This window comes from Variovorax ginsengisoli (genome assembly GCF_030486595.1).
GTDB lineage: Bacteria > Pseudomonadota > Gammaproteobacteria > Burkholderiales > Burkholderiaceae_C > Variovorax > Variovorax ginsengisoli_B.
On record NZ_JAUJZH010000005.1, the window covers coordinates 1 to 26,804 of the forward strand.

29 protein-coding genes and 1 riboswitch are annotated in these 26,804 nt (G+C 68.9%); of the genes, 23 read left to right on the forward strand and 6 right to left on the reverse strand.

The window, feature by feature from the left end; translation table 11 throughout:
* The 7 genes from QZH52_RS08405 to QZH52_RS08435 all read left to right on the forward strand — a co-directional run.
* Nucleotides 1–358, forward strand: a 358-nt coding sequence (locus QZH52_RS08405; protein ID WP_301806759.1) for an acyl-CoA dehydrogenase family protein, incomplete at its 5' end; no start/stop codon positions are given.
* A gap of 112 nt (nucleotides 359–470) precedes the next feature.
* On the forward strand, nucleotides 471–911 hold the full coding sequence (locus QZH52_RS08410) for a YchJ family protein (protein ID WP_301806762.1): 441 nt from the start codon (nucleotides 471–473) through the stop codon (nucleotides 909–911).
* Nucleotides 912–1,131: 220 nt separating this feature from the next.
* Nucleotides 1,132–1,983, forward strand: a complete 852-nt coding sequence (locus QZH52_RS08415; RefSeq protein WP_301806765.1) for a DUF3047 domain-containing protein — start codon at nucleotides 1,132–1,134, stop codon at nucleotides 1,981–1,983.
* A gap of 37 nt (nucleotides 1,984–2,020) precedes the next feature.
* Nucleotides 2,021–2,986 carry a VTT domain-containing protein gene (locus QZH52_RS08420; RefSeq protein WP_301806768.1) on the forward strand — a complete coding sequence of 322 codons (966 nt, stop codon included), beginning with the start codon at nucleotides 2,021–2,023 and terminating at the stop codon, nucleotides 2,984–2,986.
* Nucleotides 2,987–3,013: 27 nt separating this feature from the next.
* Nucleotides 3,014–3,119: riboswitch (TPP riboswitch) on the forward strand.
* Nucleotides 3,120–3,201: 82 nt separating this feature from the next.
* A complete protein-coding gene (thiC, locus tag QZH52_RS08425) occupies nucleotides 3,202–5,082 on the forward strand; it encodes a phosphomethylpyrimidine synthase ThiC (protein ID WP_301806771.1) in 1,881 nt (626 codons plus the stop codon).
* A gap of 42 nt (nucleotides 5,083–5,124) precedes the next feature.
* Complete coding sequence (locus QZH52_RS08430; RefSeq protein ID WP_301806772.1) at nucleotides 5,125–5,817, forward strand: HAD family hydrolase; 693 nt, start codon at nucleotides 5,125–5,127, stop codon at nucleotides 5,815–5,817.
* Nucleotides 5,818–5,827: 10 nt separating this feature from the next.
* The gene (locus QZH52_RS08435) at nucleotides 5,828–7,204 is read left to right on the forward strand and encodes a patatin-like phospholipase family protein (protein WP_301806775.1); all 1,377 of its coding nucleotides are present in this window, start codon (nucleotides 5,828–5,830) and stop codon (nucleotides 7,202–7,204) included.
* Nucleotides 7,205–7,207: 3 nt separating this feature from the next.
* Here QZH52_RS08435 and QZH52_RS08440 read toward each other — a convergent pair whose 3' ends face one another.
* Entirely contained in the window at nucleotides 7,208–7,411 is a 204-nt protein-coding gene (locus QZH52_RS08440) for a hypothetical protein (protein WP_301806777.1), read from the reverse strand.
* A gap of 74 nt (nucleotides 7,412–7,485) precedes the next feature.
* Nucleotides 7,486–8,538 (reverse strand): AraC family transcriptional regulator, encoded by a 1,053-nt coding sequence (locus tag QZH52_RS08445; protein ID WP_301806779.1) that lies wholly within the window; start codon nucleotides 8,536–8,538, stop codon nucleotides 7,486–7,488.
* A 130-nt stretch (nucleotides 8,539–8,668) separates the two neighbouring features.
* On the opposite strand from QZH52_RS08445, the gene QZH52_RS08450 reads away from it, so the two are divergent.
* The 10 genes from QZH52_RS08450 to QZH52_RS08495 all read left to right on the forward strand — a co-directional run bounded on the left by QZH52_RS08450 (nucleotide 8,669) and on the right by QZH52_RS08495 (nucleotide 18,890).
* Nucleotides 8,669–9,841, forward strand: a complete 1,173-nt coding sequence (locus QZH52_RS08450; protein ID WP_286370134.1) for an isovaleryl-CoA dehydrogenase — start codon at nucleotides 8,669–8,671, stop codon at nucleotides 9,839–9,841.
* Nucleotides 9,842–9,851: 10 nt separating this feature from the next.
* Nucleotides 9,852–11,555 (forward strand): AMP-binding protein, encoded by a 1,704-nt coding sequence (locus tag QZH52_RS08455; protein WP_301806786.1) that lies wholly within the window; start codon nucleotides 9,852–9,854, stop codon nucleotides 11,553–11,555.
* Nucleotides 11,552–13,162, forward strand: coding sequence for a carboxyl transferase domain-containing protein (locus QZH52_RS08460; protein ID WP_301806789.1), 1,611 nt, complete (start codon nucleotides 11,552–11,554; stop codon nucleotides 13,160–13,162). Before QZH52_RS08455 ends, QZH52_RS08460 begins: the two co-directional genes overlap by 4 nt.
* Before the next feature lie 5 nt (nucleotides 13,163–13,167).
* A complete protein-coding gene (locus QZH52_RS08465) occupies nucleotides 13,168–13,680 on the forward strand; it encodes a DinB family protein (RefSeq protein ID WP_301806791.1) in 513 nt (170 codons plus the stop codon).
* Complete coding sequence (locus QZH52_RS08470; protein WP_286529540.1) at nucleotides 13,677–14,471, forward strand: enoyl-CoA hydratase/isomerase family protein; 795 nt, start codon at nucleotides 13,677–13,679, stop codon at nucleotides 14,469–14,471. Before QZH52_RS08465 ends, QZH52_RS08470 begins: the two co-directional genes overlap by 4 nt.
* Nucleotides 14,468–15,139 (forward strand): DUF4126 domain-containing protein, encoded by a 672-nt coding sequence (locus QZH52_RS08475; protein ID WP_286534865.1) that lies wholly within the window; start codon nucleotides 14,468–14,470, stop codon nucleotides 15,137–15,139. The genes QZH52_RS08470 and QZH52_RS08475 overlap by 4 nt, the downstream gene beginning before the upstream one ends.
* The gene (locus QZH52_RS08480; protein WP_301806808.1) at nucleotides 15,132–17,126 is read left to right on the forward strand and encodes an acetyl/propionyl/methylcrotonyl-CoA carboxylase subunit alpha; all 1,995 of its coding nucleotides are present in this window, start codon (nucleotides 15,132–15,134) and stop codon (nucleotides 17,124–17,126) included. The genes QZH52_RS08475 and QZH52_RS08480 overlap by 8 nt, the downstream gene beginning before the upstream one ends.
* Nucleotides 17,127–17,147: 21 nt before the next feature.
* Entirely contained in the window at nucleotides 17,148–18,077 is a 930-nt protein-coding gene (locus QZH52_RS08485; RefSeq protein WP_301807455.1) for a 2-hydroxyacid dehydrogenase, read from the forward strand.
* A gap of 67 nt (nucleotides 18,078–18,144) precedes the next feature.
* Nucleotides 18,145–18,471: a type II toxin-antitoxin system PrlF family antitoxin gene (locus QZH52_RS08490; protein ID WP_301806811.1), complete on the forward strand. Its 327-nt coding sequence runs from the start codon at nucleotides 18,145–18,147 to the stop codon at nucleotides 18,469–18,471.
* Nucleotides 18,468–18,890 (forward strand): type II toxin-antitoxin system YhaV family toxin, encoded by a 423-nt coding sequence (locus QZH52_RS08495; protein WP_301806813.1) that lies wholly within the window; start codon nucleotides 18,468–18,470, stop codon nucleotides 18,888–18,890. Before QZH52_RS08490 ends, QZH52_RS08495 begins: the two co-directional genes overlap by 4 nt.
* 7 nt (nucleotides 18,891–18,897) lie before the next feature.
* Here QZH52_RS08495 and QZH52_RS08500 read toward each other — a convergent pair whose 3' ends face one another.
* Nucleotides 18,898–19,692 carry an IclR family transcriptional regulator gene (locus QZH52_RS08500; RefSeq protein ID WP_301806816.1) on the reverse strand — a complete coding sequence of 265 codons (795 nt, stop codon included), beginning with the start codon at nucleotides 19,690–19,692 and terminating at the stop codon, nucleotides 18,898–18,900.
* 165 nt (nucleotides 19,693–19,857) lie between these two features.
* Here QZH52_RS08500 and QZH52_RS08505 point away from each other — a divergent pair, with 165 nt between their 5' ends.
* The 6 genes from QZH52_RS08505 to QZH52_RS08530 all read left to right on the forward strand — a co-directional run bounded on the left by QZH52_RS08505 (nucleotide 19,858) and on the right by QZH52_RS08530 (nucleotide 24,272).
* Nucleotides 19,858–20,778: a hydroxymethylglutaryl-CoA lyase gene (locus QZH52_RS08505; protein ID WP_301806818.1), complete on the forward strand. Its 921-nt coding sequence runs from the start codon at nucleotides 19,858–19,860 to the stop codon at nucleotides 20,776–20,778.
* Between the two features lies 1 nt (nucleotide 20,779).
* Nucleotides 20,780–21,268 (forward strand): YbaK/EbsC family protein, encoded by a 489-nt coding sequence (locus QZH52_RS08510; protein ID WP_286529544.1) that lies wholly within the window; start codon nucleotides 20,780–20,782, stop codon nucleotides 21,266–21,268.
* The gene (locus QZH52_RS08515) at nucleotides 21,265–21,519 is read left to right on the forward strand and encodes a DUF1289 domain-containing protein (protein ID WP_436411554.1); all 255 of its coding nucleotides are present in this window, start codon (nucleotides 21,265–21,267) and stop codon (nucleotides 21,517–21,519) included. Before QZH52_RS08510 ends, QZH52_RS08515 begins: the two co-directional genes overlap by 4 nt.
* Nucleotides 21,516–22,160: a 2-hydroxychromene-2-carboxylate isomerase gene (locus tag QZH52_RS08520; RefSeq protein ID WP_301806821.1), complete on the forward strand. Its 645-nt coding sequence runs from the start codon at nucleotides 21,516–21,518 to the stop codon at nucleotides 22,158–22,160. The genes QZH52_RS08515 and QZH52_RS08520 overlap by 4 nt, the downstream gene beginning before the upstream one ends.
* Nucleotides 22,161–22,304: 144 nt before the next feature.
* Complete coding sequence (locus QZH52_RS08525) at nucleotides 22,305–23,996, forward strand: MFS transporter (protein ID WP_301806824.1); 1,692 nt, start codon at nucleotides 22,305–22,307, stop codon at nucleotides 23,994–23,996.
* A gap of 123 nt (nucleotides 23,997–24,119) precedes the next feature.
* Nucleotides 24,120–24,272, forward strand: coding sequence for a hypothetical protein (locus QZH52_RS08530; protein WP_286534861.1), 153 nt, complete (start codon nucleotides 24,120–24,122; stop codon nucleotides 24,270–24,272).
* A gap of 3 nt (nucleotides 24,273–24,275) precedes the next feature.
* On the opposite strand, the gene QZH52_RS08535 is transcribed toward QZH52_RS08530, so the two are convergent.
* From QZH52_RS08535 to mdcG, 3 genes are all read right to left on the reverse strand, one after another.
* On the reverse strand, nucleotides 24,276–25,178 hold the full coding sequence (locus QZH52_RS08535) for an acyltransferase domain-containing protein (protein ID WP_301806827.1): 903 nt from the start codon (nucleotides 25,176–25,178) through the stop codon (nucleotides 24,276–24,278).
* Nucleotides 25,175–26,050: a triphosphoribosyl-dephospho-CoA synthase MdcB gene (gene mdcB / locus QZH52_RS08540; RefSeq protein ID WP_301806828.1), complete on the reverse strand. Its 876-nt coding sequence runs from the start codon at nucleotides 26,048–26,050 to the stop codon at nucleotides 25,175–25,177. The genes QZH52_RS08535 and mdcB overlap by 4 nt, the downstream gene beginning before the upstream one ends.
* Nucleotides 26,051–26,111: 61 nt before the next feature.
* Nucleotides 26,112–26,798 (reverse strand): malonate decarboxylase holo-[acyl-carrier-protein] synthase, encoded by a 687-nt coding sequence (gene mdcG, locus QZH52_RS08545; RefSeq protein WP_301806830.1) that lies wholly within the window; start codon nucleotides 26,796–26,798, stop codon nucleotides 26,112–26,114.
* Nucleotides 26,799–26,804 lie beyond the last annotated feature (6 nt).

The following is a 26,804-nucleotide window of genomic DNA, read 5'->3' on the forward strand; positions in this document are numbered from 1 at the left end:
GGCGCTCGCCTATGCCAAGGAGCGCCAGGCCTTCGGCGGCAGCATCTTCGACCAGCAGGCGGTGGGCTTCCGGCTCGCCGAATGCGCCACCCAGCTCGAGGCGGCCCGGCAGCTGATCTGGCATGCGGCCGCCTTGCGCGACGCTGGCCGGCCCTGCCTCAAGGAGGCGGCGATGGCCAAGCTGTTCGCCAGCGAGATGGCCGAGCGGGTCTGCAGCGCCGCGATCCAGACGCTGGGCGGCTATGGCTACGTCAACGATTTTCCGCTCGAGCGCATCTACCGGGACGTGCGCGTGTGCCAGATCTACGAAGGCACATCGGACATCCAGAAGCTGCTGATCCAGCGGGCCTTGGCCTGAGACCTTGCGGGACAGACCAAGAAATTTCGCAGCAACTGTTGCTCTGTTCTCAACTAATCAGATGGGCTCTGCACAATACGCCCTGGAACTTTCCGCCGCCCACGCCCTTTTCATGTCCGCTTCCCCCTCCAGCCCCGCCCGTGTCCCCTGCCCCTGCGGGCGCCGTGACCGGCGGGAGCTGCCCCTGGCCTACGCGCAGTGCTGCGGCCGCTATGTGGACGATTTTGCGCACACGCCGGCACCGGACGCCGAATCGCTAATGCGCTCGCGCTACACCGCCTTCGTGCGCGAACGCGCCGACTACCTGCTGGCCACCTGGCACGCCTCGACCCGACCGGCGAGCATCGACTTCGAGCCGGCCGTGAAATGGCTGGGCCTGGACGTCCGCTCGCGCTCGGTGCTGGATGCCGACCACGCGGAGGTCGAGTTCGTCGCCCGCCAGCGCAACGGCGCCGGCGTGGCGAGCCGGCTGCACGAGCGCAGCCGCTTCGTGCGCCAGGAGGATGACGAGGGGCTCCATCGCTGGTATTACGTCGACGGCGACCTTCACTGACAGATTTGGTCGGAAAGGTCCGTTGGCCCGCGCGCGGACTCGAATCGATGCTATTGATTTCGTAGCAATCCCGACGGATTGTGTCCCTTGTGGCGACAGAGCGATTCCTTCCGGGCTATTTATATTGCGCCGCTCCTGCCTCACACTCCGTACCCTGTGATTGTTGCGCCGAAGGCGCAGCGACGATCCGCTCAACCGGCCGCAGGCCAAGAGGTGCACCATGGGCAGCTGGACGAACCGCACGCTGGATTGGGGGCGGCTGTGCGCCGCGATGGCGCTGCCGGCCGTGGCCGCGCTGCTCTTGGCCGCGCCGGACGCGCGCGCGCAGGACAAGAACCTGCTCACGCCTTTCTCGGGCGCGACCGGAGCCCAGCCGCCCGCGCCGTGGCATTTCACCACCTTGCCCAACAAGTCGCCGACCCGCTTCGAGGTCGACCAGCTCGACGGCCAGCGCGTGCTCAAGGTCGATGCCGACAACTCCTACGGGAACTTGGTGCATCCCGCCCGAGTGGAGCTCAACGAGCAGGCCACGCTGGCCTGGCGCTGGCGGGTGGAGTCTTTCGTCGAGGGCGCCGACCTGCGCACGCGCTCCGGCGACGATGGCGCGGCCAAGGTCTGCGTGTTCTTCGATTTCCCGGCCGACCGGCTGTCCGTCGGCGAGCGCACCCGTCTGTCGCTGGCGCGCCGCGCCACCGGCGAGGCGGTGCCGACCGAGACCCTGTGCTACGTCTGGGACAACAAGGAAGCCAAGGGCAACGCGTTCGACAACGCCTTCACCAAGCGCATCCGCATGGTGGTGCTCGAATCCGGCGCCGCGGCCAAGCCGGGCAGCTGGACGTCCGAGCGCCGCAACCTGCTGTCGGACTACCGCCGTGCCTTCGGCGAAGAGGCCGGCGACATCCGGCCCGACGTGACGGCGGTGGCGGTCTCGGCCGACGCCGACAACACCCACGGCCACGGCATCGCCTACTTCTCGGACCTCGACCTCCGCGGCAATCCGCCCCCGCCGGCGGCCGCAGCGGCCGCCTCGCCCGCGCCAGCGTCGGTCGAACGGCCGGCTCAGGGCCAATAGCGGCTCACCTGGCCCCGGCCTCCACGTCACTACAACCATGAACGACTTCGTCTCGCTCCTCGCCAGCCAGGGCGCCGCCCTGGTCTTCGCCGCCACGCTCGCGACGCGCCTCGGGGCGCCGGTACCGGCCGTGCCGTTCCTGGTCGTGGCGGGCGGGTTGACGGTCGGCGGGCAGCTGTCCGTGGTCGCGGTGGTGCTGGCGGCGGTGCTCGGCAACATCCTCGGCGACGGCGTCTGGTTCCTGGCCGGGCGCCGCTGGGGCTACCGCGTGATGCGGCTGCTGTGCCGGATCTCGCTGTCGCCCGACTCCTGCGTCAGGCGCAGCGAATCGATCCTCGGGCGCTGGGGCGGATGGTCGTTGATCGCGGCCAAATTCGTGCCTGGCGTCTCGGTTGTGGCGCCGCCGATGGCCGGCGCCCTCGGCATGTCGAACCTGCGTTTCCTGGCCTACGAAACCTTGGCCGCGCTGATCTGGACCCTGCTTTGCCTGTTCGTGGGCCGGATCTTCCATGCCGCGATCCAGGACGTGCTGGCGGTGATCTCCAACATCGGCCTGGGCGCGCTGGCGATCGGCGTGCTGGCGCTGGCGGCCTTCATCGGTTGGCGCTGGCGGCAACGCCGGCTGGCGCAGCAGGTCGACGACATCGTCCACATCCAGGTCGAAGCCTTGCGCGAGGCCCTGGCGGCGGGCGCCGGCCCGACCGTGATCGACGTCCGGTCGGACGAGGCCCGCGCGCTCGACGCCCGGGCGATCCCGGGCGCGATCGGCATCGGGCTGAAGCAACTGCCGAAGCGGCTCTCGACCTTCGCCGATGGCCGCGAAGTGGTCGTCTTCTGCGATTGCCCCGACGACGCCACGGCGATCGCGGCGGCGCGCGTGCTGATGGGCGCCGGCCTGCCGCGGGTGCGCGTGCTGGCGGGCGGGCTCGACGCCTGGGTGGCGCTGCATGCCGCCGAGCCGATGCGGACGGTTCCGCCGCTGGCGGCGGCGCACTCCGCTTGATCGCGGGGCCGCAAGGCGCCTAGAATCGGCCCCGCTCCGGGGTGCACGCAGATGCGTACTGAGATGGCCAAGCGGCCGAACCCGCGAACTTGATCTGGTTCATACCAGCGTAAGAAGAGCTGCGACTCCCCGGCACCCCCACTCCCTTTCCCGGAGCGATGCCGTTCAGAGGCATCGCGGAGCACCCTTTGTTTTCAAGAACTGGAGTGCCCCGCATGAATGCCATCGACAAGTTCGCTTCCCTGCTCACGCTCACGCGCGAGCCTTTCCCGGCCTCGACCAAGGGCGCCATCGCCGGCAGCCGGCCCGACCTGCGCGTGCCGGTGCGCGAAGTGGCGCTGACCAATGGCGAGCAGGTCTCGCTCTACGACACCTCGGGCCCTTACACCGACCCGGCCGCAGACATCGACGTCCGCCGCGGTCTGCCTGGGGTGCGCGATGCGTGGATCTCCGAACGCAACGACACCGAGAGCTACGAGGGCCGCCTGCATCTCGCGCTGGACGACGGCGCGACCCATGCCGACCGCGATGCCCAGCGCATCGCCGAACTGCGCGCCGGCGCCGCCGCGCTGCAGCGCACGCCGCGCCGCGCCAAGGCCGGTGCCAACGTCACGCAGATGCACTACGCCCGGCGCGGCATCGTGACGCCCGAGATGGAGTATGTCGCGCTGCGCGAGAACGGCCGGCGCGAGTGGATGGCCGAGTACATGGCCGACGAGGCGCGCGAGAGGCGGCTGGCCGGCAACCCGATGGGCGCCCGCATCCCGAAGATCATCACGCCCGAGTTCGTGCGCGACGAAGTGGCGCGCGGCCGCGCCATCATCCCGGCCAACATCAATCACCCGGAAGTCGAGCCGATGGCGATCGGGCGCAACTTCAAGGTCAAGATCAACGCCAACATCGGCAACTCCGCCGTGACCTCCAGCATCGAGGAAGAGGTCGAGAAACTGGTGTGGGCGATCCGCTGGGGCGCCGACAACGTGATGGACCTGTCGACCGGCCGCAACATCCACACCACGCGCGACTGGATCGTGCGCAACAGCCCGGTGCCGATCGGCACGGTGCCGATCTACCAGGCGCTGGAGAAAGTCGGCGGCGTGGCCGAGGACCTGAGCTGGGAGATCTACCGCGACACGCTGATCGAGCAGGCCGAGCAGGGCGTCGACTACTTCACCATCCACGCCGGGCTGCGGCTGCCTTTCATCCATCTCACGGCGGATCGGCGCACCGGCATCGTCTCGCGCGGCGGCTCGATCATGGCCAAGTGGTGCATCTCGCACCACAAGGAGAGCTTCCTCTACACGCACTTCGAGGACATCTGCGACATCATGAAGGCCTACGACGTGAGCTTCTCGCTCGGCGACGGCCTGCGCCCGGGCTGCGCCTCGGATGCCAACGACGAGGCCCAGTTCGCCGAACTGCGCACCCTCGGCGAGTTGACGCAGATCGCCTGGAAGCACGACGTCCAGACCATGATCGAGGGGCCTGGCCACGTGCCGATGCACCTGATCCAGGCCAACATGGACGAGCAGCTGAAGCACTGCCACGAGGCGCCGTTCTACACCCTGGGCCCGCTGACCATCGACATCGCGCCGGGCTACGACCACATCGCCAGCGCGATCGGCGCTGCGATGATCGGCTGGGCCGGCACCGCGATGCTGTGCTACGTCACGCCCAAGGAGCACCTGGGCCTGCCGGACCGCGACGACGTCAAGCAGGGGATCATCGCGTACAAGATCGCGGCGCACGCGGCCGACGTGGCCAAGGGCCATCCGGGCGCGCGCTCGCGCGACGACGCGCTGTCGAAGGCGCGCTTCGAGTTCCGCTGGCAGGACCAGTTCAACCTTGGCCTCGACCCTGACACCGCGCGCGAGTTCCACGACGAGACCCTGCCCAAGGACAGCAGCAAGGTGGCGCATTTCTGCTCGATGTGCGGGCCCAAGTTCTGCTCGATGAAGATCACCCAGGAGGTGCGCGAGTACGCCGCCCAGCGCGGCATCGAGGCGACCGACGCGGTCGAGGACGGCATGGCCGGCAAGTCGGCCGAGTTCAAGGCCGCCGGCGGCGAGATCTACATTCCGATCCGACCAGCCTGAGTCGTCATGCTTCCGGGGGGCGACGTTGTTACGATCGCTCCCATGAAAGCACCTCCCTTCGACGCCGTCCTGTTCGACTGCGACGGCGTCCTGGTCGACTCCGAACCCATCACCAACCGCGTGCTCGCCGAGATGCTCGGCGAGCTCGGCTGGGCGATCAGCACCGAGGAATCGATGCGGATCTTCACCGGTAAGGCGGTCAAGGACGAAGCCGCGCTGATCGAGGCCAGGACCGGCTTCGCGATCACGCCCGAGTGGCTGCACGGCTTCCGCGGCCGCCGCAACGAGGCGCTGGAACGTGACCTGCTCGCGATTCCCAACGCCGCCCTGGCGGTGCGCGCGCTGCACGCGGCGCTGGACGGCCGCATCGCCTGCGCCTCGGGCGCCGATCGTCACAAGGTCGAGCTGCAGCTCGAGAAGATCGGCATCCTGGACTGCTTCGCCGGCAGGATCTTCAGCGGCCACGAAACCCCGCGCTCCAAGCCCGCGCCGGACGTCTACCTGGCGGCGGCCGCGGCGCTCGGCGTCGACCCGGCGCGCTGCGCGGTGGTCGAGGACACGGTCACCGGGGCCATGGCCGGCGTCGCGGCCGGCGCCACCGTGTTCGGCTACAGCCCGAGCGATCTCGGCCACAGCGGGCCCGAAGCGCTTCGGGCCGTCGGCGTGGCACAGATCTTCACCGACATGGCGCAGCTGCCGGGACTGCTGGCCGACTGGCGCCCCGCCTTCGCCTGATACCCACCGCATGCCCGGCCTGCGCGCGCTCTGTGGTCTCCTGATCGCCGGCTGCCTGGCGGGCTGTTCGTCGATCCGGCCATGGCTCAACGAGCCGCTGGTCGAGCGGGCGCCGCCGACTTCCAGCCTGATGGCGCCGGCGTCGGGCCGCGACCCGACGATCCTGGTCGCCGTGACGCTCTCCGGCGGCGGCGCGCGTGCCGCCGCTTTCGGCTATGGCGTGCTGGAGGAACTGCGCCGCACCAGGTTCGACCTGAACGGCCGCCACTCCGACCTGCTCGACGCCACCGACGTGATCAGCGGGGTTTCGGGCGGCAGCATCCTTGCGGCCTACTACGCGGCTTTCGGTGCCGACAAGCTGCCCGACTTCGAGCGCGACTTCCTGCGCCAGAACTTCCAGAACAGCCTGATCCTGCAGGCCCTGCGGCCGGGCAGCCTGTATGACCTGACATCGCCCTGGTATGGCCGCAGCCACCTGCTGGCGCGCCGGCTCGACGAGATCTACGAGGGCAAGACCTACGCCGACATCGAGCGCAACGCGCGCCATCCGCAGTTGGTGATCGCGGCCACCGACATGTCGCTGGGCACGTCCTTCGAATTCACGGCCGACCAGTTCGAGCTGATCTGCTCGGACCTGCAGAGCGTGCCGCTGTCGTTCGCGGTCGCGGCCTCGTCGGCGGTGCCGATCCTGCTGAGCCCGCTGACGCTCAAGAATTATTCGCAGGAGTGCCGTGATCGCGGCATCGTGCCGCGGCTCGCCGCGCGCGGCGGCGGCAACTACCGGGCCCGCATGTTCCGCATGCAGGCCAACAGCTACCTCGATGCGCAGAGCCGCCCTTTCATCCACCTGGTCGACGGCGGCGTGGCCGACAACCTGGCGGTGCGCCGGCTGCTCGACCGCGCCCTGGTCGGTGGCGGCCTGCGCGAGAGCTTCGAGGAGGTCGGCATCCCGCGCGGCAGCGTGCGCAAGCTGATCGTGATCAGCGTCAACTCGGCCCGTGATCCGGCCAACAACATCGACCAGAGCGACCGGGTGCCGGGTGTCCGCGCGGTGGCCGACACGCTGCTGTTCGGTGCCGGCGCGCGCGCCACGCTCGAGACCCAGGAGTTCTTGCTCGACACCGCGCGCCAATGGCGGGAGGACCTCAAGTCGCGCAGCGCCGACGGCTCGGATGCGTTCGCGCCCGACGCCGAGATCCATGTGGTGCAGGTCAACCTGCGCGATGCCGCCGATGGCGAGCTGCGTCAGCGCCTGCTGCAGGTGCCGACCGCGTTCTCGATCAGCGATGAAGAGGTGACGCGGCTGATCGCGGCGGGGCGCAGCGTGCTGCAGCGCTCGCCCGACTTCCAGGCCTTGAAGCGGTCGCTGGGCGCGGCGCCCGACTGAGACTCAGGCGTTACCGCGCGGCAGCGTCGCCGTGGCCATCGTGGTGAGCGATGCCACCATCGCCCGGGCCCGGTCCGCCCACATGTGCGACACCAACTGCTCGGCGTTCTCGGTCACGAAACCGGCGTTGCGGGTGCGGCCCGAGGTCGCGATGAAGTCCATGAGGTCGGCGAAGGCGGAGCTGTCGGTGTCAAGAGTCTGCTGCATGCGGCGATCGTAGGCCGAGGCCCGTGCCCGTTGCGTCGGACAGGGACTGATTGGGTGCCCGCCAGCGCACTATTTCACGGATTCGCCGTGCCGCTGGCCGGCGGCAGGCCGTTGCGCCTCACTTCGCCCGGCGTGGCGCCTGACCAGGCCCTGAATGCGCGCGAGAAACTTTTCTCATTGCGGAATCCGACCGCCAGCGCGATCTGCTTGATCGGCCGGTCGGTCCGGCGCAGCTGGTCGGCCGCCGTTCGATGGCGGATCTCGTCCTTGAGGGCCTGCAGCGACACGCCTTCATCCATCAGCTGGCGGTGCAGGGTGCGGGTCGACAGGTTCAACAGGGCCGCCAGGGCCTCGGCGGTCGTGGCCTCCGCGGCGCGGGTGCGCAGCAGTTCGCGCACCCGCTGGCCCAGCAGGCGGTCGCGCCGGTACTGCAGCACCGTGAGCGGCAGGGCGCGGCGCAGCATGGTGCGCAGCGCCGCCTCGTCGCGCCGCAGCGGCAGCGCGAGGTAGCGCGGGTCGAAGCTGTAGCTGGCGTGTTCGGCGCCAAAGCGCAGGCTGCCGCCGAACATCAGCGGATAGGCCTCCCGGTGGGGCGGTGCCTCGAACGGAAAGGCGGTGGCACTGAGGGACACCCGCGAATCGATCGCCCAGCAGGCATAGCCGTGGAGGAAGCGCAGGTTGGACACCAGGCAGAACTCTCGGAAATCGCCCAGCGGCCGGTGTTCGGTGATCGAGACGGTCGCCAGGCCGTCGGCCTGCGACAGCGCGAGCGTGATGTCGTCGGTCAGGAGCCGCAGGTGGCGGCACCAGCGCTTGATCGCCACCCCCAGATCGGGCGCGCCCAGGGAGGCCCGGCACAGCATGCCGTAGCTGCCCCACGGCAGCTTGCGCCGGAACCAGCCCAGCGCCTCGTCATCGAGCTCCTGCATCGCGAAGCCCGACAGGACCTCGAATTGCACCGCGGTCACGCGCGCCTGGGGATCGGCCAGTTCGCGCGGCGTGATCTGTGCCTGTGCCAGGGCCTCGGAAGGGTCGACGCCATAGCGTTCGTAGCCACTAACGATCGCTCGCACGAAGGCCATCGGCGTGGCTGCGCGGCGGGTGCTTTGGAGCGGGGATGAGGACATGTCGCCGTGGGGTCCAGCTGGCGTGATTTGCAACCATTGTGGCGCCAAATGCGCCGACACACGGCGTAAGCTGCGAACTTCCGCCTCGGAAAGTTCCGGCGCGGGCCTGACCGACCAAGGAGACAAACCCATGCACGATCCCGGCCTGAACTTCGACCTGGGCGACACCATCGATTCGCTGCGTGACGCGATCCAGGACTTTGCCGCCCACGAGATCACGCCGCGCGCCGCCGACATCGACCGCGAGAACCTGTTCCCCGCCGACCTCTGGAAGAAGCTCGGCGACCTCGGCCTGCACGGCATGACCGTGAAGGAGGAATACGGCGGCACCGAGCTTGGCTACCTGGCGCACATCGTGGCGATGGAAGAAGTCTCGCGGGCCTCGGCCTCGGTCGGGCTCTCGTACGGTGCGCATTCCAACCTGTGCGTGAACCAGATCCACCGCAACGGCAGCGAGGCGCAGAAGAAGAAGTACCTGCCCAAGCTGGTCAGCGGCGAGCACGTGGGCGCGCTGGCGATGAGCGAGCCGAATGCCGGCTCCGACGTCGTCAGCATGAAGCTGCGGGCCGAGAAGAAGGGCGACCGCTACGTACTCAACGGCGGCAAGATGTGGATCACCAACGGCGGCGACGCCGACACGCTGGTGATCTACGCCAAGACCGAGCCCGAGATGGGCGCCCGCGGCATGACCGCCTTCATCGTCGAGAAGGGCTTCAAGGGCTTCTCGGCCGGCACCAAGCTCGACAAGCTCGGCATGCGCGGCTCCAATACCTTCCCGCTCTACTTCGACAACTGCGAGGTGCCCGAGGAAAACGTGCTGGGCGGCGAGGGGATGGGCGCCAAGGTGCTGATGAGCGGCCTCGACTTCGAGCGCGCGGTGCTCTCGGGCGGCCCGCTGGGCATCATGGCGGCCTGCATGGATGCGGTTCTGCCCTTCGTGCACGAGCGCCAGCAGTTCGGCCAGAGCATCGGCGAATTCCAGCTGATGCAGGGCAAGCTGGCCGACATGTACTCGACCTGGCAGGCCACGCGCGCCTACGTGTACGCGGTCGGCAAGGCCTGCGACCGCAGCGACCACGCGCGCACCTTCCGCAAGGACGCGGCCGGCGCCATCCTGTACTCGGCCGAGAAGGCGACCTGGATGGCCGGCGAGGCGATCCAGGCGCTGGGCGGCGTGGGCTACACCAAGGACTTCCCGGTCGAGCGGCTCTGGCGCGACGCCAAGCTGTACGAGATCGGCGCCGGCACCAGCGAGATCCGGCGCATGCTGATCGGCCGCGAACTGTTCGCCGAGACTGCCTGACGGAGGCGCGATGAACCCGACGCTGAGCATGGCGCAGGGCGCCACCGACACACCGCTGATCGAACAGACCCTCGGCGACTTCTTCGACGACATGGCGGCCCGGCAGGGCGACCACGAAGCGCTGGTCAGCGTGCACGAGGGCAAGCGCTACAGCTACCGCGAACTCCAGCGCGAAGTCGACCGCCTCGCCAGCGCCCTGCTGGGCCTGGGGCTGGCGCCGGGCGACCGGGTCGGCATCTGGTCGCACAACAACGCGCCCTGGGTGCTGATGCAGCTGGCCACGGCCAAGGTCGGCATCGTGCTGGTCAACATCAATCCGGCCTACCGCACTTCGGAGCTCGAGTACGCGCTCAACAAGGTGGCGTGCAAGGCGCTGGTCACGATGAAGCGCTTCAAGACCAGCGACTACGTCGGCATGCTGCGCGAGCTGGCGCCCGAGCTGGCTGGCGCGGCACCCGGCGCATTGCATTCGGCTCGCCTGCCGCACTTGCGCACCGTGGCCTGGATCGATGCGGCGGGCGACGAAGGGGAGCTCCCGGGCTTGCTGCGCTTCTCGGCGCTGCACGACAGCGGCACGGCAGACGATCCGCAGGTCGGCGTCATCGCAAAGACGCTCAAGGCCACCGATCCGATCAACATCCAGTTCACCAGCGGCACCACCGGCTTCCCCAAGGGCGCCACGCTGACCCATCGCAACATCCTCAACAACGGCTTCTTCATCGGCGAGTGCATGAAGCTGACGCCGGTCGACCGGCTGTGCATCCCGGTGCCGCTCTACCACTGCTTCGGCATGGTGCTGGGCAACCTGGCCTGCCTGACGCACGGCGCGACCATCGTCTATCCGAACGACGGCTTCGATCCGCTCACCGTGATGCAGACGGTGCAGGACGAGAAGTGCACCGGGCTGCACGGCGTGCCGACCATGTTCATCGCCGAGCTCGACCATCCGCGCTTCAAGGAGTTCGACTTCAGCACCCTGCGCACCGGCATCATGGCCGGCTCGCCATGCCCGACCGAGGTCATGAAGCGGGTGGTCGAGCAGATGCACCTGCGCGAGATCACGATCGCCTACGGCATGACCGAGACCAGCCCGGTGAGCTGCCAGAGCTCGACCGACACGCCGCTCGAGAAGCGGGTGTCGACCGTCGGCACGGTGCAACCGCACCTCGAGATCAAGATCGTCGATCCGGTCGACGGCGCCATCGTGCCGCGCGGCAGCTCGGGCGAGTTCTGCACCCGCGGCTACTCGGTCATGCACGGCTACTGGGAAGACCCGGAGAAGACCCGCGAGGCGATCGACGCCGAGGGCTGGATGCACACCGGCGACCTCGCCACCATGGACGTTGAGGGCTACGTCAACATCGTCGGGCGCATCAAGGACCTGGTGATCCGCGGCGGCGAGAACATCTACCCGCGCGAGATCGAGGAGTTCCTGTATCGCCATCCGAAGGTCCAGGACGTGCAGGTGGTCGGACTGCCCGACAAGAAGTACGGCGAAGAGCTCTGCGCCTGGATCATCGCCAAGCCGGGCCAGAGCGTGACGGCCGACGAGGTGCGCGATTTCTGCAAGGGGCAGATCGCGCACTACAAGGTGCCGCGCTACATCGAGTTCGTGACCGAGTTTCCGATGACGGTCACGGGCAAGATCCAGAAGTTCAAGATTCGCGAAGCAATGAAGCACCAGCTCGGGCTGGACGAGGACAAGACTGCATGAAGCTCGAGACCCAACTCAATGCCCGCTCGGCGGAATTCCAGGCCAACGCGACCGCGATGCGCGCGCTGGTCGACGACCTGCACGTGCAGTTCGCCAAGGTCGAGGCCGGCGGCGGCGAGGCCGCGCGCAGCAAGCACACGGCGCGCGGCAAGCTGCTGCCGCGCGACCGCGTGGCCCAGCTGCTGGACCCGGGCACGCCCTTTCTCGAAGTGGCGCCGCTCGCCGCGCATGCGATGTACCACGGCGCAGCGCCCGGCGCGGGCCTGATCGCCGGCATCGGCCGGGTCAGCGGCGTCGACTGCATGATCGTCTGCAACGACGCGACAGTGAAGGGCGGCACCTACTACCCGGTCACGGTCAAGAAGCACCTGCGGGCGCAGGAGATCGCCGAGCAGAACCGGCTGCCCTGCATCTACCTGGTCGACTCCGGCGGCGCCAACCTGCCGAACCAGGACGAGGTCTTTCCCGACCGCGACCACTTCGGCCGCATCTTCTACAACCAGGCGCAGATGAGCGCGCAGGGCATCGCGCAGATCGCGGTCGTGATGGGCTCCTGCACCGCCGGCGGCGCCTACGTGCCGGCGATGAGCGACGAGAGCATCATCGTCAAGAACCAGGGCACCATCTTTCTGGGCGGCCCGCCGCTCGTGAAGGCGGCCACGGGTGAGGTCGTCACTGCCGAGGACTTGGGCGGCGGCGACGTCCACACGCGGCTGTCGGGCGTGGCCGACCATCTGGCGCAGAACGACCTGCATGCGCTGGCGCTGGCGCGCTCGGCAGTGGCCAACCTGAATGCTCGCAAGGCGGCTGCCGAGGCGGCCCCGGCGGCTGCGATCCGCGCACCGGCCTTCCCGGTCGATGAGCTCTACGGCGTCATCCCCACCGACACCCGCAAGCCCTTCGACGTGCGCGAGATCATCGCCCGCATCGTCGACGGCAGCGAGTTCCACGAATTCAAGTCGCGCTTCGGCAGCACGCTGGTCTGCGGCTTCGCAGAGATCGAGGGCATGCCGGTGGGCATCGTCGCCAACAACGGCATTCTCTTCAGCGAGTCGGCGCAGAAAGGCGCCCACTTCATCGAACTGTGCTGCCAGCGCAAGACGCCGCTGGTGTTCCTGCAGAACATCACGGGCTTCATGGTCGGGCGCAAGTACGAGAACGAGGGCATCGCGCGCCACGGCGCCAAGATGGTGACGGCCGTGGCCACCGCCAATGTGCCCAAGTTCACGATCATCATCGGCGGCAGCTTCGGCGCCGGCAACTACGGCATGTGCGGCCGCGCCTATTCGCCGCGCTTCCTCTGGATGTGGCCCAACGCGCGCATCAGCGTGATGGGCGGCGAGCAGGCCGCGAGCGTGCTGGCCACGGTCAAACGCGACGGCATCGAGGCCAAGGGCGGGCAGTGGAGCGCCGACGAAGAAGAAGCCTTCAAGTCGCCGATCCGCCAGCAGTACGAGGTGCAGGGCCATCCCTACTACGCGACCGCGCGCCTCTGGGACGACGGCATCATCGACCCGGCCGACACGCGGCGCGTGCTGGCGCTGGGCCTGGCGGCGTCGCGCAATGCGCCGATCCCCGAGCCGAAGTTCGGCATCTTCCGCATGTGAGCGCCATGACGCTCGCGAACTACTTCGCCAGCCTCGCGCGCTACCACGTGTGGGCGACCGAGCGGCTGGTCGGGTCGAACCTGGCGGGCCTGTCCGAGGCGGACTGGCACCGCGAATGCGGCCTCTACTTTCGCTCGGTGCACCGCACGGTCAACCATCTTCTGGTGACCGACGACATCTGGTTCGCTCGTTTCGCCGAAGGCCGGTCGCTGCGCCTGCCGCTGGACACCGAGCTGCATGCGGACCGCGGCGAGGCCTGCCAGGCGCTGGGTCAGGCCGTGCAGCGATGGAGCCCCTGGCTGGCGGAGCAGGCGCCCGAGCGCTTCGACGGCGAGCTCGCCTACACCCGCAACAACGGCGACGCGGTGCGCATTCCGTTCGCACCGGCGCTCGGCCATGTCTTCAACCACGCAACCCACCATCGCGGCCAGCTCAGCGCCGCGCTGACCGCCATGGCCCGGCCCGGCCCCGAGCTCGACTGGGTCTATCTGCTGCAACAGGAAGCGAAATCCTCATGAGCACGTCTTTCACCAAGCTGAAGCTGTCGATCGACGGCGCGGTCGCGCGCATCTGGCTCGACCAGCCCGAGGCGCGCAATGCCTTCGACGACATCGTGATCGCCGAGCTGACGCAGGCCTTCACCGAGGCCGGCGCCGCGCCGCAGGTCAGGGCCATCGTGCTCGGCGCCAACGGCCCGGCCTTCTGCGCCGGCGCCAACCTCAACTGGATGCGGCGCATGGCCGACTACACGCGCGACGAGAACATCGCCGACGCCGGCAAGCTGGCCGAGATGCTGCGAACCATCGCCGACTGTCCCAAGCCCACCATCGCGCGCGTGCAGGGCGACGTCTATGCCGGCGGCATGGGCCTGGTCGCCGCCTGCGACATCGCGGTCAGCGTCGACAGCGCCTGGTACTGCCTGAGCGAGGTCAAGATCGGCCTGGTGCCGGCGACCATCAGCCCCTACGTGCTGCGCGCGATGGGCACGCGGGCGGCGCAGCGCTGGTTCCTCACGGCCGAGCGTTTCGCGGCGGCCGAGGCGCATCGCATCGGCCTGGTGCACGAGGTGGTGGCGGCCGACGCGCTCGATGCCAAGGTGGCCGAGCTAGTGAAGGCGCTGACCGGTGCCAGCCCGGCCGCGGTGCGGGCCTGCAAGACGCTGATCGCCGATGTCGCCGGCCGGGAGATCGACGATGCGCTGATCGCGAAGACGGTCGAAGGCATCGCCGACATCCGCGCCAGCGACGAGGGGCGCGAGGGCGTGCAGTCGTTCCTGCAGAAGCGCAAGCCTTCCTGGTTGAATCCATGAACTCGCTCGACATGCCGCAACTGCTCGCGCTGGCCGCAGCGCTGGGGTGGGCCAGCGGCGTGCGCCTGTACCTGGTGGTGCTGCTGACCGGGCTCGCCGGCTATCTGGGCTGGATTCCGTTGCCGAGCGGCCTGCAGCTGCTGGCGCACCCGGTGGTGCTGGCGGCCAGCGGCTTCATGGTCTTCGTCGAGTTCTTCGCCGACAAGATCCCGGGCCTCGATTCGATCTGGGACATGGTCCATACCGCGATCCGGATCCCGGCCGGCGCCGCGCTGGCGGCGGGCGTGTTCGGCGCCGACCACGCGGCGATGGCGCTGGTGGCGGCCCTGCTCGGCGGCGGCTTTGCGGCCACCGCGCATGCGGCCAAGGCCACCACGCGGGCCGCGATCAACACCTCGCCCGAGCCCTTCACCAACGTGGGCGCCTCGCTGGTCGAGGACACCGCGGTGCCGGTCGGCCTGTGGCTGGCGGTGGCGCATCCGCTGGTGTTCGGGCTGCTGTTCATCGCCGTGCTGGTGCTCAGCGTCTGGCTGATCCGCAAGAGCTGGCGCTTCCTCAAGTCCTTGTTCGGCCGTGTGGCGCGGATCTTCAGCGGCCGGTCCGATCCCGGCGTGGTGCCCGCCTTCCAGCTCAAGAAAAATCCTCCTGGAGACTCATCGAATGTTTAAGAAGATCCTGATCGCCAACCGTGGCGAGATCGCCTGCCGAGTGGCTTCGACGGCGCGCCGCATGGCCATCCGGACGGTGGCGGTGTACTCCGACGCCGACGCCCACGCCAACCACGTGCGGGCCTGCGACGAGTCGGTGTACCTGGGCGGCAGCGCGCCCAAGGACAGCTACCTGCGCTGGGAGAAGATCCTCGAAGCCGCCAAGGCCACGGGTGCCGAGGCGGTGCACCCGGGCTACGGCTTCCTGAGCGAGAACGAGGAATTCGCGCAGGCCTGCGCCGATGCCGGCCTGGTCTTCATCGGCCCGCCGCCGTCGGCGATCAAGGCCATGGGCCTCAAGGCGGAGTCGAAGCAGCTCATGGAGAAGGCCCGTGTGCCGCTGGTGCCGGGCTACCACGGCAGCGACCAGGACCCGGCGCTGCTGCAGCGCGAGTCCGACCGCATCGGCTACCCGGTGCTGATCAAGGCCAGCGCGGGCGGCGGCGGCAAGGGCATGCGGGTGGTCGAGAAGGCCGGCGACTTTGCTGGCGCTCTGGCCTCGTGCCAACGCGAGGCGATCAACAGCTTCGGCGACGACGCGGTGCTGATCGAGAAGTACGTGCAGCGGCCGCGCCACATCGAGATCCAGGTCTTCGGCGACATGCAGGGCAACTACGTCTACCTGTTCGAGCGCGACTGCTCGGTGCAGCGCCGCCACCAGAAGGTGCTCGAGGAAGCGCCAGCGCCCGGCATGACCGAGGCGATGCGCAGGCAGATGGGCGAGGCGGCGGTGGCGGCGGCGCGGGCCGTGAACTACGTGGGCGCCGGCACGGTGGAATTCATCGTCGAGCAGCGCGGCGATGCCGAGATGAACTTCTTCTTTATGGAGATGAACACCCGGCTGCAGGTGGAGCATCCGGTGACCGAGGCGATTACCGGGCTCGATCTCGTCGAATGGCAGCTGCGCGTGGCCTCGGGCGAGGCCTTGCCGTTGAAGCAGGAGCAGCTGCAGATCCACGGCCATGCGATCGAGGCGCGCATCTGCGCCGAGAACCCCGACAACAACTTCCTGCCCGCCACCGGCACCTTGCGGGTGTACCGCAAGCCACAGGCCACGGCCTTCCAGCGCAGCCGCGTGCGCATCGACGACGGCGTGCGCGAAGGCGGCGTGATCTCGCCCTTCTACGATTCGATGATCGCCAAGCTGATCGTGCATGGTGCGACCCGCGAAGAGGCGCTGGCGCGGCTGGACCTCGCGCTGGCGCAGACGCACATCGTCGGCGTGTCGACCAACGTGCAGTTCCTGCGCGGCATCCTGCGCACCGATTCGTTCGCCAATGCCCGGCTCGACACCGCGCTGATCGAGCGCGAGCGCGCGGTGCTGTTCGACCAGGAGCCGCTGGGCCTGCCGCTGGCGGCCGCGGCATCGATCGCGCGCACGCTGCTGGCCGAAGCGGCGAGCGCCAATGGCGATCCGTTCAGCCGGCGCGATGGCTGGCAGTCGCATGGCGTGGCGACGCGGCCCTTCGAATTCGAGTTCCGCGGCGAGCCGCAGAGCGCCACGCTGCGCTACCTGCACGATGGCGCGCTGTGGCTGCAGGTCGGCGACGTGGCCGGCCCGCTGGTGATCGGCAGCTTTCCCTCGGGCGAGCTCGAGCTGCAGTTCAATGGCCAGCGCCACACGCTCGATGTCTACCAGGACGAAGACACGGCCTATGTCTTCGGCGCCGAGGGTGCGACCCGGATCCTCGCCATCGACCGCCTCGCGCATGCGGGCGAGACCCATGCCGAAGGCGGCCGGCTGACTGCGCCGATGCCCGGCAAGGTGGTGTCCTTCGCGGTCAAGGCCGGCGACAAGGTCAGCCGCGGCCAGCCGCTGGCCGTGATGGAGGCGATGAAGATGGAGCACACGATCGCGGCGCCGGCGGATGGCACGGTCGAGGAGCTTCTCTATGGGCCTGGCGATCAGGTTGCCGAGGGCGCAGAGCTTTTGCGCATCACTGTTTAAGCTTCGGGGATGACATCCCCTATTCGAATCACCGTCTGCCTGACCGACAACCGTCCCGATCCCTGGATCGAAGGCCTGCGCGCTGCCCTGCCCGAAGCCGTGGTGGAGAACTGGACCCCCGGCGCCGCACCCGCCGACCATGCCGTGGTCTGGGCGCCGCCGCAGCAATTCCTCGACGAGCAACCGGGCTTGCGCGGGCTATTCAACATCGGCGCCGGTGTCGATGCGCTGCTCAAGCTCAAGGTGGCGCCGCAGACCCAGGTCGTTCGGCTCGACGATGCCGGAATGTCGGTGCAGATGGCCGAGTACGTCTGCCATGCGCTGATCCGGCATTTCCGCGAGTTCGATGCCTACGAGGCCGAGGCGCGAGCCGGCCGCTGGAGCTATCGCAAGCCACGCGAACGCCAGGATTTCGCGGTCGGCGTGATGGGGCTCGGCGTGCTCGGCGAGCGCGTGGCCAAGGCCGTCGCGCAGTTCGAATTTCCGGTCAACGGCTGGAGCCGCTCGCCGAAGCAGATCCATGGGGTTGGCTGCTTCGCCGGCGAGTCCCGCTTCGACGACTTCCTCGGCGCCAGCCGCGTGCTCGTGAACCTGCTGCCGCTGACCCGCGAGACGCGCGGCATCCTGAACCGCGAAACGCTGTCGAAGTTGAACGGCGGCCGCCCCGGCGGCTACCTGATCAACGTCGCGCGGGGCGCCCATCTGGTCGACGACGACTTGATCCCGCTGCTCGACAGCGGCCAGCTCGCGGGCGCCATGCTCGACGTCTTCAACGTCGAGCCGCTGCCGGCCAGGCATCCGTTCTGGTCGCACCCCAAGATCACGGTGACGCCGCACGGCTCGGCGCGGACCGAGCGCGACATCTCGATCAGGCAGATCGCGGGGAAGATCCGGGCGATGGAGCGGGGGGAGGCGGTGGCAGGGGTGGTGGACGCAGGGCGGGGGTATTGAGGTCTCGGATTGCGAAGGCAATGCAATTGCATTACCATTCGCCTTTGCAGTCTCCTCCGGAGCCGACATGGCCGCCACGCTCGAAGTCGAATCGACCCTCACCGACCGCTACCAGACCACGATCCCCGAGACGGTCAGGCGCGCGCTGCGCCTGGGCAAGCGCGACAAGATCCACTACATCATCCGTGCGGACGGCGAAGTGGTGCTGAAGCGCGCTGCCGCCGATGAAAGCGACCCGGTGCTCGGGCAGTTCCTTGGCTTTCTGGCGCGCGACATCGCCGCACATCCAGAGCGGGTGGCCGCCATGGATGCCTCCCTGGTCCAGCGCATTCAGGCGCTTGTGGCCGATGTCGAAGTCGACCTCGACGCACCGCTGCCGACGGACGATGAATGAAGTCCGTCGCTCCGCTGGTCGTCAACGGCTGGACGCTGTTCGCGCACCCGCTGTTCCTGAACCAACTCGAGGCTTTGCTCAGCCAGGTCGATGATCTGCGGCGCAAGGACGCCGACGGTTATCGCAAGAAGAACGCGACCAAACGGCTGGCCGCCATCGCCAAGCTGGCGTTCGAAGTGATTCCCCAGGACCCGTCGCGGCCGGAGTACCGCCAGGGGGTCACTCTGGGCGACTCATACAAGCATTGGTTCCGAGCCAAGTTCTTTCAGCAGTACCGGCTGCTCTTCAGGTATCACGCGAGGACGAAGGTGATCGTCCTCGCGTGGGTGAATGACGACAGCACCCTCCGCGCGTACGAAAGCGGTGACGATGCGTATCTGGTGTTCAGGAAGATGCTGCAGACGGGGGATTTTGCATGACGCTCCTTCAGTCGACCGACGGTGAAACCGCGGGCGCCGCGGCCTGCCAGGCCGGGTCGCCCGCGGCCTGGCCCAGCGCGCGGGCGCTCTGAACCAGGGGCTCTGCCAGGCCTTCGAGAAAGCCTTGCTGTTCCGCCAGCGCGGCGGGGAAGCTCAGGCAGAAGGCCCAGGTTTCGCCGCTGGCCGGACTGCCGACGGCGCAGCTGACCGAGCCGACGTCGGGCAGCGATTCGTTGAGGGCGCTGGCCCAGCCTCGCCGGCGCACCCGCTGCAGCCGTCGCTTGAGTTGAGCCAGGCTGGGGGCGCCTGGCCCGTCGTCGGCTGCCGGCTCGCCGCCGAAGGCTGCGTCGATCACCGAATCGTCGAGCCGTGCCAGCAGCGCGTGGCCGGTCGAAGTGCGGGACGCGATCCCGCGCTGCCCCGGATCGGTTACCACCCGCAAGGCGTGCCGTCCATGAAAGACGCGAAGCACCACCACGCTGTGCTTCGTTTCATCGAGCACCGAGATGTAGCCGGTGTGGCCCGTGGCCTGGACCAACGCCTCGAGCTCCTGCTCCATGCGCTGCAGGATCGGCGTCGACGCCTGGACCAACCGTCCCAGTTCGAGCATCAGAAGCGCGGGGCCGTACGACAGCGTCACGCGGTCGCGCTCGAGCAGGTCGCATTCGAGCATCTGCTTGAGAAGCCTGGAGGTGGAGCTCTTGGGAAGCGCCAAGCCGTCCGCGACCTCGCTGACGGTCAGGGGACGGCCTTTCCCGGCCATGAGGCGCAACACGTTCGAGGCCGATTGCAGGATGGTCATTTGGTGGTTCCATGAAATGGAACTGAGTTGTCTGAAATGGAACTGAACTATGGCGCAGATTTCCGCGGGTCGGTTCGTAGAAACCCGCTTCCAAGACTGGGCACGCGGGGCGCTCCGGATGCGGAGAAAATGACGTCCGACCCTTCATCCGACCATGAGCGCCCCATGAACCTCCCTCCCAAAGTCAAGATCGTTGACGTCGGCCCGCGCGACGGCCTCCAGAACGAGAAGCAGCCGGTGTCGGCCGAGATCAAGATCGGCCTCGTGCACCGGCTGCAGGACGCCGGCCTCAAGGAGATCGAGGTCACCAGCTTCGTCTCGCCCAAATGGGTGCCGCAAATGGCCGACAACGCCGAGGTGATGCACGGCATCCGTCGCAAGCCGGGCGTGCGCTATTCGGTGCTGACGCCGAACATGAAGGGCTTCGAGGCCGCGATCGCCGCGCCGCGCGAAGAATGGCCCGACGAGATCGTGGTCTTCGGCGCCGCCAGCGAGGCCTTCAGCCAGCGCAACATCAACTGCTCGATCGCCGAGAGCATCGAGCGCTTCCGGCCCGTGGTGGCGGCGGCGCGCGAGCACGGCATCTACGTGCGCGGCGCGATGTCCTGCACCGTGGGCTGTCCCTACGAAGGCGAGATCGCGCCCTCGCGCGTCGACATGCTGGCCGGCCTCATGAAGGAGATCGGCGTGCAGCACGTGGGCGTGGCCGACACCATCGGCGTCGGCACGCCGCTGAAGGTGCAGCGCGCCATCGAGGCCACGCTCAAGCACTACGGCGTCGACGACATCTCGGGCCACTACCACGACACCTACGGCCAGGCCCTGGGCAACACGCTGGCCAGCCTCGAGATGGGCGTCTGGCAGTACGACACCTCGTCCGCCGGGCTCGGCGGCTGCCCCTATGCCAAGGGCGCGACCGGCAACGTCGCGACCGAGGACGTGGTCTACATGCTGCACGGCATGGGCATCGAGACCGGCATCGACCTCGACCGCCTGATCGACGCCGGCGTCTACATCAGCGAGGCGCTCGGGCGCGAGCCGAATTCGCGCGCCTCAAAGGCGATCCGCACCAAGCGGGCCAACTGACATGTGTGGTGCCGAGCTCACTTCATTGCCAGAGGGCGTGCAGCGCGTCGCCCGTCTCCTTCAGGACAAGGGCCACGCCCACGCGCCGCAGATGCTCGACGACGCCGCGCGCACCGCGCAGCAGGCAGCCGATGCCCTGGGCATCGAGGTGGCGCAGATCGCCAAGAGCATCGTCTTTCGCCGCAAGTCGGACGACGCCGCGGTGCTGGTCGTGACCTCGGGCGACAAGCGGGTCGACGAGAAGAAGGTCGAGGCGCTGGTCGGCAAGCTGGGCCGCGCCGATGCCGAGTTCGTCAAGTCGAAGACCGGTTTCTCGATCGGCGGTGTCTCGCCGTTCGCGCATGCCGTGGCGCCGGTGATGCTGATCGACCGCGAGCTGTTCCGCTTCGAGGAGATCTGGGCCGCGGCCGGCCATCCGCATGCGGTGGTTCGGCTGCATCCGCGCGAACTCGAGGGCCTGACCGGCGCACCGGTCGCGGACGTGGTGTGAATGTCGCTTCGTTGTCGACCCTGCCGGCGCGCGCCGCGGCCGCGCGCGCGATGGCCAGCGACCTGCCGTCGCCCTGCATCTCGATCTGCCGGATGGTGCCGGCCACGGGCTTCTGCGAGGGCTGCCTGCGCACCATCGCCGAGATCGCGGCCTGGAGCCGGATGGACGACGCCGGCAAGCGCAGCGTCTGGCGCGCGATCGAACTGCGTGCCGAAGCCGGCTTCGGCGTCGCCGCCGGAGACACGCCATGAAGCACCTCACCTGCCACCTCGATTTCATCTCGCCCTATGCCTACCTGGCCTTCGAGCACCTGCCGCAGGCGCTCGAAGGCCTGAGCTACAGCGTGGCGTATCGGCCGGTGCTGCTCGGGGCACTGCTCAAGCACCATGGCCAGCTCGGCCCGGCCGAGATCCCGGCCAAGCGCAGCTGGACCTACCGCCATGTGCTGTGGCTCGGCCATGCCCACGGCATCCCGATCCGGATGCCCGCCACCCACCCCTACAACCCCTTGCCGCATCTGCGGCTGGCGCTGGCGACCAGCGCCGGCGGCGACATCAGCCGCTACGTGGCCGAGACCCTGTTTCGCGAAGTCTGGCGCAGCGGCGGCGAGCCCGGCGACCCGGCGCGCCTGGCGGCGCTGGCGGCCACGTTGCGGCCGCAGCGCGACGCCGGCGGCGAAGCGGTCAAGGCCCAGCTCAAGGCCAACACCGACGCGGCGATCGCACGCGGCGTCTTCGGGGTGCCGGCCTTCGAGGTCGACGACCGGCTGTTCTGGGGCTTCGACGGCCTTGCGATGCTGCGCGCCTACCTGCACGGCGAGCCCTGGTTCGACGGCCCCGACTGGGACGCCGCCGACCAGCGTCCTTCCCTGCTGCTGCGCAGCAAATCGTAGTTTTTCCATGATCTGAAACGCCTGGCGCGGGTTGCACCTTAAACCGTCAGCCGACGTTCAGTTTCGCGACAGCCTCGGGTCAGTCGCCCCTCCAAGAATGCGTTACGTCCCACGCCGTGGGCGGAAATTTCTACAGGAGACGACATGTCAGCCACCCTAGATTCACGGGGAGCGTCGCACGCGCCCCGGCCCATGACCCAGGAGGAGAAGAAGGTCATCTTCGCCTCGTCGCTGGGGACCGTGTTCGAGTGGTACGACTTCTACCTCTACGGGTCGCTCGCGCCCGTGATCGCGCGCCAGTTCTTCAGCGGCCTCGATGCCGGCGCCGCCTTCATCTTCGCGCTGCTGGCCTTCGCGGCCGGTTTCCTGGTGCGCCCGTTCGGCGCCATCGTGTTCGGCCGCCTCGGCGACATGATCGGCCGCAAGTACACCTTCCTGGTCACGATCCTGATCATGGGCCTGTCGACTTTCATCGTCGGCCTGCTGCCCAGCTACGCGACCATCGGCGTCGCGGCGCCGGTGATCCTGATCGCGCTGCGGATGCTGCAGGGCCTGGCGCTCGGCGGCGAGTACGGCGGTGCCGCCACCTACGTGGCCGAGCACTCGCCGCACGGCAAGCGCGGCGCCTACACATCATGGATCCAGACCACCGCCACGCTCGGCCTGTTCCTGAGCCTGCTGGTGATCCTGGGCGTGCGTGAAGGCGTGGGCGAGGCCGCCTTCGCCGAATGGGCCTGGCGGGTTCCGTTCCTGGTCTCGATCCTGCTGCTCGGCATCTCGGTGTGGATCCGGCTGTCGCTGTCGGAGTCGCCGGCCTTCCAGAAGATGAAGGCCGAGGGCAAGACCTCGAAGGCGCCGTTGTCCGAATCCTTCGGCCAGTGGAAGAACCTCAAGATCGTGATCCTGGCGCTGATCGGCCTGACCGCCGGCCAGGCCGTGGTCTGGTATTCGGGGCAGTTCTATGCGCTCTTCTTCCTGACGCAGCAGCTCAAGGTCGATGCCACGACGGCCAACCTGATGATCGCCGCCGCCCTGCTGATCGGCACGCCCTTCTTCGTCGTCTTCGGCACCCTGTCCGACAAGATCGGCCGCAAGCCGATCATCATGGCCGGCTGCCTGCTGGCCGTGGTGACCTACTTCCCGGTCTTCAAGATGCTGACCGAGAACGCCAACCCCGCACTGGCCCGCGCCCAGGCGACGGCCGGCGTGGTCGTGACGGCCGATCCTCGCTCCTGCTCGTTCCAGGGCAATCCGGTGGCGCGCGAGATCGACTTCAGCAGCTCCTGCGACATCGCCAAGCGCTACCTGGTGCAGAACTCGGTAAGCTACGAGCGCGCCGACGGCCCGGCCGGTTCGCCGGCGGTGGTCAAGATCGGCGAGGTGGCGATCACGGCGCCGGTGGGCAACGTGGTCAACCACAAGTTCGACGAGGCCTCGGCCAAGGAGATCGCGGCCTTCAAGAAGGCGGTCGCCGAGCAGCTCAAGACGGCGGGCTATCCGACCAAGGCCGACCCGGCCCAGATCAACAAGGTCATGACCGTGGTGCTGCTGTTCTGGCTGGTTCTGCTGGTGACGATGGTCTACGGCCCGATCGCCGCCATGCTGGTCGAGATGTTCCCGACCCGCATCCGCTACACCTCGATGAGCCTGCCCTATCACATCGGCAACGGCTGGTTCGGCGGCCTGCTGCCGACCACCGCCTTCGCGATCGTGGCCAGCACCGGCAACATGTACAACGGTCTCTGGTATCCGATCGTGATCGCCGCGGTGACGCTGGTGATCGGCACGATCTTCATCCGCGAGACCAAGGACGTCGACATCTACGCCAACGACTGAGCGTCCCGACGGCACGAGGGCCTCGGCCCTCGGTTCGACAAAAAGGCTTCGCGCCGGCTCGGCGCGAGGCCTTTTTCTTGGCTTGATCAGTTGAGACAGAGCAAGGTTTCAGGAGACTCAATCATGTGGAAGATCATCGTCGGCTTCGCCGTCTTCGCGGCCATCGTGCTGTACGTGCTCACCAAGGCGGGCGGCAGTGTCGACATGTCGGGCGAGAAGCACGGCGGCGACGCGACCCATGCGCCAGCGCCGGCCGCGGCCGGCGAATCGAAGTAGCGATCAGTCGGCGTGCCGCCCGATCCAGTCGACGATGCCGCCGGCGCTGCGGAACTCGTCCGCGGAGCGCGCCGGGATGCCTGGGTGCCGCTGGTTCCACATCCGCGCCAGGGCCTGGCCCGGGCCGACCTCGAGCACGCAGCGCACCCGCCGCGCCGCGATGCCCTCCATGCACTCGTCCCAACGCACCGTGTGGTCGAGCTGGCGGGCCAGGGCGGACCGGGCCTGGGCAGCGTCGCGCACGCGGCCCGCGACATTGCTGAGCAGCGGGATTCGCGGCGGTGCGAAGGGCTGCGTCGCCAGCCGCGCTTCGAAGGCCCGCGCGGCTTCGGCCATCCACGGCGTGTGCGAGGCGACGCCGACCGGGAGCGCCGTGACGTGGCCGCCCTGGCGCAATGCCGCATCGGCGGCCGGCGCGAGCGATGACCTGGGGCCGCCGATCACCACGCTGACAGGGTCGTTTCGGATGGCGATCAGCAGCCCGAAATCGTTGCAGAGCCGGGCCATCGCCTCGTCCGCGAGGCCGCTGACCGCGAGCAGCCCGGCGGGACATCGCTCGGCATCACGGTCCATCAGAGCGGCACGAAGCTGCACCAGTTCGATCGCATCGCCCGGCGCGCAGACGCCGGCCGCCGCGAAGGCCGCGACTTCACCGACGCTGTAGCCGGCGACGACCGCGGGTTCCGGCAGCCGGGGCGCGAGCTGTGTCCACGCGGCCAGCCCGAGCCCGGTCAGGAGCAGCTGCGCATGCGCGTTGCGGCTGGCCCAATCGCGGTCCTGCAGGTGCTGGCGCCAGTCCGCGCCCAGCACCCGCGCCACGCCCGACAGCAGTTCGTCGTCGGCCAGCCAGGAAAGCATCGCGGGATGCTGCATGCCCTGGCCCGAAAAGATCAGCGCGAAGCTCATGGCGCAGGCGGTCGGATGTCTTCGCAGACGCGCCGCATCCAGCAGGCGGCGGCCAGCGTGTCGGCCGCGCCGCCGGGCGACAGGCGGCGGGCGACGAAGTCGCGGTGCAAGGCCCGGGCGGCGGCGAAGCCGTGGTCGCTGGCTGCGCCGCCTTGCGCGAGATAGCCGCGCGCCGCCTGTTGCGCGTGGCGCAGTCCGGCCATGCCACCGCGGTGCGCGAGGTTGCTGTCGTCGAGCGTGGCCATGGTGGCGAACAGGGCGTCGATGCGGGCCCGCTGCGCGCTCAGGCCGCGCCGCAGCGCGGAGGCGAGGGCAGGCACGGCCGTTTCGAACAGCACCGGGAAGGCCAGTGCCGCTTCTTCGGATGCGCTGCGCAGGCCATGCCGGCGCGCGGCCATGCCGCCGGGCAAGGCCGAGACGCGCCGGGTGCGCGCGGCCAGTGCATCGCCCCAATGGCGGCGCAATGCCTGGCGAAGCGCCTGCGGGTCGAGCGGCGCGCCGTCGCGGAGCAGGGCGCCCGCCGCGGCGCACAGCAGGCCGAGCGTGAAGATGGCGCCGCGGTGGGTGTTGATGCCGCCGGTGGCCGCCAGCATCCGTGCTTCGGCGGCGATGCCGCAACGCTCCAGCGCTTCGAACGGCGCATGGGCCTCGCCGAGGGCGCAGATCTGCACGAAGTAGTGGCGCAATGCGAACAGGCTGCGCATGAAGGTGTGGGCATCCATGTCCGAGTGGCTGCCGCTGTCGACGAAGGACACCAGGCCTGGCTTGGGCGCCAGCGCGAGCTCGTCGTGCAGCGCCAGCGTGGCGGCGCGTCCGATGTCGGCCGCGCTCAGGCGCACCGCGCGTCGAGCCGGCAGACGGGCGGCGTTCATTGGGAAACCTCCGTGCTTCGCGCTGCGGTGCGAGCCCCCTTCGGAGCGGCCGGGCGGGGGCTCATGCCTCCATCTCCAGGATCGGCGCATGGCGGCGCAGGAACGACGCATCCGCCATCGCCGCGCCATGCAGCCTCTTCACGAGCAGGCGACGGGCCCGGCCTGCGCGCCAGGCGCTCCATTCGCGCCAGGCCACGGCCGTGCCGTCCTCGAACACCAGCTCGCCATCCAGCCGCGGCTGGCGGGGCGCGAAGCATTCGAGATGGCGAACGACCGCGTCCGCATGCTCGGCATCGTCGACGGAGATCCACAGGTCGATGTCGGAGCTCTCGCGCAGGTAGGCGAGGCCGGTCAGCAGCTGCCAGCCGTAGCCGCCGTAGACGCGCCCCGGCGCGCGGCAGGCCGCGAGCGACTGGCCGAGCGCGCGCATCGCGGCGCGGGGTCCGCGCGGCAGCAGGCCCAGCACATCGGTGGCGCGCGGGAACTCGTCGAACCAGGCGAGCGCGCTGCGCGGCGCCTGGATGGCCAGGCGCCGCCGGTCCCATTGCAGCGGCGTCGGGAGGCCCAGCGCGATCGGGGCCTGCGCCGGGTCGGCGTGCGGCGGCTGCCGGGTCACGACCAGCGGCAGCCGGTGCGCGGCCCAGTGGTCGATGCAGGCCTGCGCCTGGGTGTCCCAGGCCCGCGCGCGGACGACGGCCCAGCCCGCGTCCGTCAGGCAAGCCAGTCTATGGCGTCGCAGCGGCATCATGGCGCG

Excerpts from the sequence above, each read along its gene's own strand:
- QZH52_RS08490 (WP_301806811.1), top strand. The coding sequence starts at position 18,145 with ATGGCCGCCACGCTCGAAGTCGAATCGACCCTCACCGACCGCTACCAG.
- QZH52_RS08480 (WP_301806808.1), top strand. The coding sequence starts at position 15,132 with ATGTTTAAGAAGATCCTGATCGCCAACCGTGGCGAGATCGCCTGCCGA.
- QZH52_RS08445 (WP_301806779.1), bottom strand. The coding sequence starts at position 8,538 with ATGTCCTCATCCCCGCTCCAAAGCACCCGCCGCGCAGCCACGCCGATG.
- QZH52_RS08530 (WP_286534861.1), top strand. The coding sequence starts at position 24,120 with ATGTGGAAGATCATCGTCGGCTTCGCCGTCTTCGCGGCCATCGTGCTG.
- QZH52_RS08465 (WP_301806791.1), top strand. The coding sequence starts at position 13,168 with ATGACGCTCGCGAACTACTTCGCCAGCCTCGCGCGCTACCACGTGTGG.
- mdcG (WP_301806830.1), bottom strand. The coding sequence starts at position 26,798 with ATGATGCCGCTGCGACGCCATAGACTGGCTTGCCTGACGGACGCGGGC.
- QZH52_RS08455 (WP_301806786.1), top strand. The coding sequence starts at position 9,852 with ATGAACCCGACGCTGAGCATGGCGCAGGGCGCCACCGACACACCGCTG.
- QZH52_RS08475 (WP_286534865.1), top strand. The coding sequence starts at position 14,468 with ATGAACTCGCTCGACATGCCGCAACTGCTCGCGCTGGCCGCAGCGCTG.
- QZH52_RS08415 (WP_301806765.1), top strand. The coding sequence starts at position 1,132 with ATGGGCAGCTGGACGAACCGCACGCTGGATTGGGGGCGGCTGTGCGCC.
- QZH52_RS08440 (WP_301806777.1), bottom strand. The coding sequence starts at position 7,411 with ATGCAGCAGACTCTTGACACCGACAGCTCCGCCTTCGCCGACCTCATG.
- QZH52_RS08535 (WP_301806827.1), bottom strand. The coding sequence starts at position 25,178 with ATGAGCTTCGCGCTGATCTTTTCGGGCCAGGGCATGCAGCATCCCGCG.
- thiC (WP_301806771.1), top strand. The coding sequence starts at position 3,202 with ATGAATGCCATCGACAAGTTCGCTTCCCTGCTCACGCTCACGCGCGAG.
- QZH52_RS08430 (WP_301806772.1), top strand. The coding sequence starts at position 5,125 with ATGAAAGCACCTCCCTTCGACGCCGTCCTGTTCGACTGCGACGGCGTC.
- QZH52_RS08420 (WP_301806768.1), top strand. The coding sequence starts at position 2,021 with ATGAACGACTTCGTCTCGCTCCTCGCCAGCCAGGGCGCCGCCCTGGTC.
- QZH52_RS08505 (WP_301806818.1), top strand. The coding sequence starts at position 19,858 with ATGAACCTCCCTCCCAAAGTCAAGATCGTTGACGTCGGCCCGCGCGAC.
- QZH52_RS08495 (WP_301806813.1), top strand. The coding sequence starts at position 18,468 with ATGAAGTCCGTCGCTCCGCTGGTCGTCAACGGCTGGACGCTGTTCGCG.
- QZH52_RS08410 (WP_301806762.1), top strand. The coding sequence starts at position 471 with ATGTCCGCTTCCCCCTCCAGCCCCGCCCGTGTCCCCTGCCCCTGCGGG.
- QZH52_RS08520 (WP_301806821.1), top strand. The coding sequence starts at position 21,516 with ATGAAGCACCTCACCTGCCACCTCGATTTCATCTCGCCCTATGCCTAC.
- mdcB (WP_301806828.1), bottom strand. The coding sequence starts at position 26,050 with ATGAACGCCGCCCGTCTGCCGGCTCGACGCGCGGTGCGCCTGAGCGCG.
- QZH52_RS08470 (WP_286529540.1), top strand. The coding sequence starts at position 13,677 with ATGAGCACGTCTTTCACCAAGCTGAAGCTGTCGATCGACGGCGCGGTC.
- QZH52_RS08525 (WP_301806824.1), top strand. The coding sequence starts at position 22,305 with ATGTCAGCCACCCTAGATTCACGGGGAGCGTCGCACGCGCCCCGGCCC.
- QZH52_RS08460 (WP_301806789.1), top strand. The coding sequence starts at position 11,552 with ATGAAGCTCGAGACCCAACTCAATGCCCGCTCGGCGGAATTCCAGGCC.
- QZH52_RS08435 (WP_301806775.1), top strand. The coding sequence starts at position 5,828 with ATGCCCGGCCTGCGCGCGCTCTGTGGTCTCCTGATCGCCGGCTGCCTG.
- QZH52_RS08500 (WP_301806816.1), bottom strand. The coding sequence starts at position 19,692 with ATGACCATCCTGCAATCGGCCTCGAACGTGTTGCGCCTCATGGCCGGG.
- QZH52_RS08510 (WP_286529544.1), top strand. The coding sequence starts at position 20,780 with ATGTGTGGTGCCGAGCTCACTTCATTGCCAGAGGGCGTGCAGCGCGTC.
- QZH52_RS08450 (WP_286370134.1), top strand. The coding sequence starts at position 8,669 with ATGCACGATCCCGGCCTGAACTTCGACCTGGGCGACACCATCGATTCG.